The organism is Plesiomonas sp. (assembly GCF_051650925.1).
In the GTDB taxonomy this organism is placed as follows: domain Bacteria; phylum Pseudomonadota; class Gammaproteobacteria; order Enterobacterales; family CAMTGL01; genus Plesiomonas.
Genome location: NZ_JBOFRH010000103.1, coordinates 1 through 3,509, shown reverse-complemented (window position 1 = coordinate 3,509; position 3,509 = coordinate 1). Strand labels below are relative to the sequence as shown.

General features: G+C 44.2%; 4 protein-coding genes. All 4 read left to right on the top strand.

Annotated features, from left to right (window positions below; genetic code table 11):
- Window positions 1-352, top strand: a 352-nt coding sequence (locus ACRC27_RS02270) for a hypothetical protein (RefSeq protein WP_438639095.1), incomplete at its 5' end; no start/stop codon positions are given.
- 585 nt (window positions 353-937) lie between these two features.
- Window positions 938-1,801, top strand: a complete 864-nt coding sequence (locus ACRC27_RS02265) for a copper resistance protein NlpE N-terminal domain-containing protein (protein ID WP_438633676.1) — start codon at window positions 938-940, stop codon at window positions 1,799-1,801.
- Window positions 1,802-1,984: 183 nt separating this feature from the next.
- A complete protein-coding gene (locus ACRC27_RS02260; RefSeq protein ID WP_438622077.1) occupies window positions 1,985-2,461 on the top strand; it encodes an FKBP-type peptidyl-prolyl cis-trans isomerase in 477 nt (158 codons plus the stop codon).
- 169 nt (window positions 2,462-2,630) lie between these two features.
- Window positions 2,631-3,509: rhodanese-like domain-containing protein (locus ACRC27_RS02255; RefSeq protein WP_438639094.1), on the top strand; the 879-nt coding region annotated here is incomplete at its 3' end.

Genomic DNA, 3,509 nt, shown 5'->3' with positions numbered 1-3,509 from the left:
AGTGCCTGTTCCGGTTGCACCGGTAAACAGTTCATCTGAAATTGTTGTGCCTGAAGATTTTACGTTAGCAACAGATAAACCACTCACGCTCTATTTTAAAGGCCCTGATAGTGTCAGAGTTAACGTCTATTCAGCCGCTGATCCAACGGCAGCTGCCCCGATGGTTCGCCCTGATTACAGTACGCTGATCGGAACGTTTTCTGCTGATGATCAGCCAAAATCAGTCACTTTTAGCCCGAACTGGAAAATCCTTGTACTTGAGTGGTTACCCGATCGTTCAGGCAGCGAGGCTCGTTATTCATCAATGAATGTGTTGGCTGGGCAAAATAGGGCGGAGTATCCAAAGCAATAATCACGATATGGTCGTGTAGGTGCCTTTGATCTCTCTACGCATATCGTTCCCTTCTGAGTGTGCGGCAAGTCGTTTTTGTTGCACACTCTGTTTTATTTTTGTAGCTATTATTTTGTCATTTCCGCTTTGTAATCTCTGCATATCGTCTATTTCTAATCACCCATTTTTACTGTATTGCTGATAATGTGGTCGAGGTAATAATGCCTCTTGTTATGGTTTTTGCTGTGATCTTTTCTCTATCCTCAAAGCAAAATAATGTGCAGATAATGCGTGATTATCCGTGTTAAGCGGAGGTATATTCCCCGTGCCATGCATCGGCCTGATATCAAGGTTTGATACTGAGGTGGAATACTCAGATGTCTATAAGCCTCAAAATGAACACAGCGTTATGACTTAGATAGATATCTGTAATGAGGTATTTTCGCTTAATAAGCAACTTGATTCATTTTGATTATGCTTATAGGGTTAGGCTCGGTAATGTTAGGGTATGGTGCAGCCAAATCACGTTGTATACATTGGTAATACCGCGTTATTGCTTTGGATAAGCTCCTGCGTTAACACATAAAAACAATGAAGGAACTCACAATGAAAGCTAAAGTTATGGCATTAAGTTTGCTGGCAATGATGGTCGGTAGCAGCGTATATGCCGCTGGCAGTTCAGCTGCTGCGCAGCCAACTGCAGTGACAGCCAAACAAGCAGATACGGCCCATAGTGCACGTAATGCACTTGACTGGAATGGCACTTATCAAGGCGTTGTACCTTGTGCCAGTTGTGAAGGGATCAAAACTACGCTGGTGTTAAATTCGGATGATACCTATAAACTGAAAACTGAATATCTCAGTGGCAAAGGTAACAGTACCTTTGAGAGTGAAGGTAAGTTCACATGGAACAAAGCGGGTAATACCGTGATGCTGGCTAAACAAGATGAAAATACCCAGTATTTTGTCGGTGAAAATGTATTGTTCATGTTGGATCGTTCTGGTCAGCGCATTACTGGGCCACTAGCCAAAAATTATCAGCTTATGAAACAGACAGTAGAATCAACAGAAGTAACCAATCCACTCTTTGCTCACCGTTGGGTGCTGACTGAAGTGATGGGGCAAAAAGTGCCGGCAGATCTGGCAGAGAAACAGCAGCCGTTTGTAGAATTTAGTACAACAGAGAACCGTTTGCACGGGTTTAGCGGTTGTAACAATTTTATGGGGTCATATACCCTGAATGCTGAGGCAAGTCGAATCAGCTTTTCTCCGTTGGGGATGACCCGTAAAGCTTGTATGAATGCGAACTTTGAGCAACCGCTGATGCAGGTATTTGCGCAAGTTGATAACTATAGCCTGTCGGGTGATACATTAACGCTGAATAAAGCGCGTATGGCACCTTTAGCCGTATTTAAAGCAGCAGATAAAGTGGCCGATATTTCGGCATCGGCGGAAAAACCGGCGAACTGATTTTCTTTATCTTGCATATAACCTCGCCCAGCGCCGTTTTGGGCGAGGTTAACTTCACGTTTATCGGCTTTTCTTTCCTTTCTTTATCGCAGTGTTTTACACTTGTCTTGTTACTTTGCGTTTTAGCGCAGTGCGGTTATGCGCTGTTGCCTACTTACAATGATTATTTATGAGGGCATGTTGATGTCGAAAATCATATTAGTTTTGGCTGTCATTATTGTGGTGATTTTCTTCATCAAAAATATGTCGGGGAATTCAGGTCAGGCAGCAGAGAATCGTCAGGCTGGTATTGATTTCTTAGCGCAAAATAAAGTTAAACCGGGAGTGATGACAACAGATTCCGGTTTGCAATACCAAGTTTTACAAGCAGGAACCGGTACTGAACACCCTACGGCAACAGACACAGTGACAGTGCACTATCATGGTACGCTGATTGACGGCACTGTTTTTGATAGCTCTGTTGAGCGTGGTGAGCCGATTGCGCTGCCTTTAAATCGTGTGATTAAAGGGTGGACAGAAGGTATTCCACTGATGGTTGTTGGTGAGAAAACCCGCTTTTTTATCCCGAATGAGTTGGCATACGGTAACCGTGCTGCGGGTAAAATTCCGAGCGGTGCAGCCCTTATTTTTGATGTCGAACTGTTGAGCATTAAACGCTGAATTTAAAATATCACGGTGTAACAGACCGTATCGAGGCAGCGGGGGAGTGATTCCCCCTGCTTTTCTCTGCTATTTTGAGATCAAAAAGCCATTTAACCGTTAAATAGTGAGACCATCTTGTTATAATTCACGGCATCTACTGACTGTCATCTTTTATTAGAGGATTACTGTGAATACTGAAAATAACAAATTAAAAAATGCGCGAAAACGGATCGAGCAGTGTATTGCACTGCTTGCATGGTCAATTTTATCTCTTTGGGCATTTTCTGCCGTGGCGCAGCCCGCTAAAACATCCGCTTTATCATTGCCAACACTCTCTGTTAAACAAGCCATTACCCAGCATATTCCTCTTATTGATACCCGCCCTAGTGCCAATTATAACGGCTGGCCAGAGCCTGGTAGTGTGATCAGTGGGCATGAGCCTAATGCCTTGAATCTTGCTGCTATCTGGTTACCTGATCTTAATGATCAGCAATTACGCGAATTACTGGCGAAAAAGAGGCTGGTGGCTGAAAAACCGGTGGCATTATATGGTTCACCGGCTGAAGTAAAACAGGTTCAGCAGCGTTTGGCTGCACTGGGTTTCCACACTATTTATACGTTGGATGATGCGTTGGCTGATACAGGCAGATTAAATGCACTGCCTCAGTATACTAAACTGGTTCCTGTGAGCTGGTTAGCTGATTTATCTGCCGGAAAACCGGTTGTTAATGCACCGAAAAAAAATTGGAAAGTCATTGCTGTTGAGTGGGGAATGCCAAAGGCGTATTTGTTGGGGCATATTCCAAATTCCGGCTATATTGATACCAACTCACTGGAATCAGAGCCGTTATGGAATAAAGTAGATAACTTGGCGCTGGAAAAGCTGCTTTTAGAGCAGGGAATCACCGCAGATACACCGGTTATCTTATACGGGCGTGAAACTATGGCTGCGGCACGGGCAGCAAATATACTGATGTATGCCGGTGTGAAAGACGTGCGCTTGCTTGATGGTGGTTGGGCAGCATGGAAGAGAGCAGGCTACCCGACCGAGTTAGGGCTACCTAAA

Bases quoted from the DNA above. Each gene is read 5' to 3' on its own strand.
- ACRC27_RS02265 (WP_438633676.1), top strand. From the start codon at position 938: ATGAAAGCTAAAGTTATGGCATTAAGTTTGCTGGCAATGATGGTCGGT.
- ACRC27_RS02260 (WP_438622077.1), top strand. From the start codon at position 1,985: ATGTCGAAAATCATATTAGTTTTGGCTGTCATTATTGTGGTGATTTTC.